1 protein-coding gene and 1 pseudogene are annotated in these 4,163 nt (G+C 71.9%); both read right to left on the bottom strand.

Features of this window, described 5'->3' with window-relative positions:
• On the bottom strand, nucleotides 1-1,049 hold a 1,049-nt coding region (locus tag IO24_RS47070), incomplete at its 3' end, for a condensation domain-containing protein (RefSeq protein ID WP_244310240.1).
• Between the two features lie 117 nt (nucleotides 1,050-1,166).
• Nucleotides 1,167-4,096: pseudogene (locus tag IO24_RS47065) on the bottom strand (non-ribosomal peptide synthetase); the annotation flags it as partial.
• Nucleotides 4,097-4,163: the final 67 nt, after the last annotated feature.

The following is a 4,163-nucleotide window of genomic DNA, read 5'->3' as shown; positions in this document are numbered from 1 at the left end:
AGAGCGGTCACCGTGTCCTGCTCGAACAGGTCCGTGCGGTAGGTGAGGGAACCGACGATCCCGTCCGGGGAACCGTCATCACCCCGCCGCTCCGCCAGGTGCACCGTCAGGTCCATCCGCGCGGCCCCGATACGGGTCTCCTGCGGGGTCGCCTTCGCCCCGGCGAAGGACAGCTCGCCGCGCGGGTTGCTGTTGAAGGCGAGCATGACCTGGAAGAGGGGGTGGTGTGCGAGGGAGCCGATGGGGATGTCCGTCCCGGCGCCGAGGCGGTGCAGCAGCACACCCACAGCGGCCTGCAACACCATGAACACCGTCGTCTGCCGCGAACGGGCAAGGTCGATCAGCGCCCGGTGCAACGCGGCATCCACCCTCACCGGGACGGCACCACCCTCGTACCCGGCCCGCTCCGGATACGGACGGTCCGTCGGCAGTTCCAGACGCTCCGGGATCCCCGCCAGGGCCTCCCGCCAGTAACCGACCTGGGCGGCGAGGAGGCTCTCCGGGTCGTCCTCCGCGCCCAGCAGCTCGCGCTGCCACAGGGTGTAGTCGGCGTACTGGACCGGCAACGGCGTCCACGTCGGGGCCCTGCCTGCGCGCCGCGCGGCGTAGGCCGCACTCAGATCGCGGGACAGCGGCCCCATCGACCAGCCGTCCCCGGCGATGTGGTGGATCACCAGGACCAGCATGTGCCGGTGCTCGTCGGTGGTGAACAGCGATGCCCGCAGGGGGAGTTCGGTGGCGAGGTCGAAGGGGTGACGCACGGCGCGGTCCACCGCGGCGGCCAGCTCCGCCTCGTCGAGCGTCTCGACGCTCACCTCGGGCCGGGCTTCGGCGGCCGGGAGGATGTGCTGGTACGGCCGGCCGTCCACTTCCGGGAAGACCGTGCGCAAAGCTTCGTGCCGCGCCATCACGTCGCCCAGCGCCGCCCGCAGCGCCTGCGCGTCCAGCGCACCGGAGATACGGAGGACCGCGGCGCCGTTGTACGTCGAACCGGGACCCTCGAGCCGGTACAGGAACCACAGGCGGCGCTGTGCGAAGGACAGCGGCATCCGCTCCGGACGCACCACGGGCACGATCGGCGGGCGCACCGCGGTGCTGCCGCCGAGCTGTCGGGCCAGGCCCGCCACCGTGGGGGATTCGAAGAACGCCTTGATGCCGAGTTGCGCGCCCATGGCGCCGCGGATGCGGCCGATGACGCGGGCGGCCAGCAAGGAGTGCCCGCCGAGGGCGAAGAAGTCGTCGTCGGGGCCCACGCGGTCGGGATCGACGCCGAGGACCTCGGCGAACAGGCCGGTGAGGATCTCCTCGCGCGGGTCGCGCGGCGGCTTCTCCGGCCGGCCGCCGGGGCCGTTGCCGGTGTCAGCGGTGTAGTCGGGGGCGGGCAGCGCCTTGCGGTCCAGCTTCCCGTGGGAGGTCAGCGGCAGACCGTCGAGGACGACGACCGCGGACGGCACCATGTACTCGGGCAGCCGCTGCGCCAGGACGTCCCGCACCTCGGCGGGGTCGACGCTCCCGCCGGCCTCCGGGACGACGTAGCCGACCAGGCGCCGGTCCCCCTCCTGGTCCTCGCGCACCATCGCGGTCGCCCGCGACACCTGGGCGCAGCCGGTCAACGCGGCCTCGATCTCGCCGAGTTCGATGCGGAAGCCGCGCAGCTTGACCTGGTCGTCGGCGCGGCCCATGAAGACGAGGGTGCCGTCGCTGTTCCAGCGTGCCAGGTCACCGGTGCGGTACATCCGGGAACCGGCAGGCCCGTACGGGTCGGCGACGAACCGCAGGCCGGTCAGTCCCGGCCGGTTCAGATAGCCCCGCGCCAGGCATGCGCCCGCCACATACAGCTCGCCGGGCACGCCGGGTGGCACCGGACGCAGCCCCGCGTCCAGCACGTACACCTGGGTGTTGGCCATCGGGCGCCCGATGGGAACCGGCCCGTCCGGCAGTTCGTCGCCCGGGTCGATCCTGAACTCGGTGCAGTTCACCGAGGCCTCGGTCGGGCCGTACACGTTCAGGACCGTCACGTCCGGGTGCCCGGCACGCCACTTCCGCAGTGTCTCCCCGAGCAGCGCCTCACCGCCGAGCAGCAACTCCTTGCGCGGGGACGCCTCCTCCGGGAGATCCTCGAGCAGCGCCAGGTGGCTGGGCGTGGCCTTGAGGAAGTCGCAGCCGAGGGAACGTATCTCCTCGTTGTCCTGGGGGTCGTCCCGCAGCTCCGCGAGGAGCACGCCGCCACCCGAGACGAGCGGGGTGAAGAGCGCGGTGATCGAAAGGTCGAAGGAGAGGGATGTGTGCAGCAGCGCCACGCCCTGCGCCCCTGTGTAGCGGCGGCTGGTGTCGCGCAGATAGTCGACCACCGCCAGGTGCGGCACGGCGACGCCCTTGGGGGTGCCGGTGGAACCCGAGGTGTAGATGACGTACGCCGGGTGGGCCGGGTCCAGCGGCGACCTGCGGTCGGCGTCGGTCGGGTCGGCGGCCTCCCGTCCGGCCACCTGTGCCTGGAGGGCGGGGTCGTCGAGGAAGACGGTGGGGGTGTCGTCGGTCCAGAGGCCGACTGTGCCGGTGTGCGTCAGGACGAGGGTGGGCCGGGCGTCCTGGACCATGAAGCGGATACGGTCGACCGGGTACTCGGTGTCCACCGGCAGATACGCGGCGCCTGCCTTGAGGACGGCGAGGAGCGCGGCGATCATCTCGGGCGAACGGGGCAGGGCGAGGGCGACGATGTGCTCGGGACCCACGCCGCGTTCGATCAGCAGCCGGGCCAGGCGGTTGGCGCGGCGGTTGAGGTCGTCGTACGTGAGGTGGCTGCCGTCGGCGATCAGGGCGGTGGCGTCCGGGGTGGCGTGGGCCTGGGCCTGGAACAGCTCCGGAAGCGTGCCGGGCGGGGTGGGGACAGCGGTGTCGTTCCACGTCCGGAGCATCTCTTCCTGCTCCGCGGCCGACAGCAGATCCACCGACCCCACGCGCTGCTCGGCGTCGTCGAGAAGGCTCGCCAGCGCCTGGCGGAACCAGCGGCCCATGGCCTCGACGCGCTCCCGGGAGAACCGGGTCGCGTCGAACTGGATGGCTCCGTCGATCCCCTGCGGCTCACCGTCCGGGCCGAACCGCTCCCGCAGGGTCAGGGTCAGATCCCGGCGCGAGGCCTGCGTGTTCCAGGAAGAGGTCTCGACGCTCAGACCGGGCAGGTCGAGCTGCTGCGCCTCGTGGTTCTGCAGGGGGAGGTCCTGGTGGGCGTAGGCGTTGAGGTCGGTCTCGCGGACGCGGTCGAGGAGTTCGGCGAAGGTGGGGTCGCCGGACAGGTCGGTGCGCAGCACCAGCGTGTTGACGAAGTTGCCGATGAGGGTGTCCAGCTCCTGCTGGGCCCGGCCGGCCGTCGGCGTCCCGATCGGGATGTCCGTTCCGGCGCCCAGGCGGTGCAGCAGTACGGCGAGGGCGGACTGCAACACCATGAACACGGTGCTGCGGTGGCCCTTCGCCACCCGGACGAGGTCCGCGTGCAGATCCGCCGCCAAGGGGTGGGGAGGTCGATGCGGTCGGGGAGGCCGGCCAGGGTGCTCTTCCAGTAACCGGCTTGGGCGGTGAGGAGGCTGTCGGGGTTGGTGTCGTCGCCGAGGAGCGCGTGTTGCCACAGGGTGTAGTCGGCGTACTGGAGTGGCAGGGGGGCCCAGGTGGGGATGGTGCCGGTGCGGCGGGCGGTGTAGGCGGTGCCCAGGTCGCGGGCGAGGGGTCCCATCGACCAGCCGTCTCCGGCGATGTGGTGGATGACCAGGACCAGCACATGCTCGTCCCCGGCGTCACCTACGGTGAACAGGGAGGCCCGCAGGGGCAGTTCGGTGGCGAGGTCGAAGGGGTGGCGCACGGCTCGGTCCACGGCCGCTGCCAGACGGGCCTCGTCGAGTGTCTCGACGTTCACCTGGAGGTGGGTTTCGGCGGCCGGACGGATGTCCTGGTAGGGCCGGCCGTCCACATCGGGGAAGAGGGTGCGCAGGGCTTCGTGGCGGGCGACGACGTCGTTCAGTGCGGCGTGCAGGGCATCGGTGTCCAGGGCGCCGGACAAGCGCCAGACGACGGGCACGTTGTAGGTGGGGCTGGGGCCTTCCATACGGTGGAGGAACCACAGGCGGCGCTGGGCGAAGGACAACGGCATCCGCTCCGGACGCACGACGGCA

The sequence above is a fragment of the Streptomyces flavovariabilis genome, assembly GCF_000725785.1.
In the GTDB taxonomy this organism is placed as follows: domain Bacteria; phylum Actinomycetota; class Actinomycetes; order Streptomycetales; family Streptomycetaceae; genus Streptomyces; species Streptomyces hawaiiensis.
The sequence above is the reverse complement of the archived record's forward strand: the minus strand, read 5'-3'. Positions and strand labels throughout refer to the sequence as shown.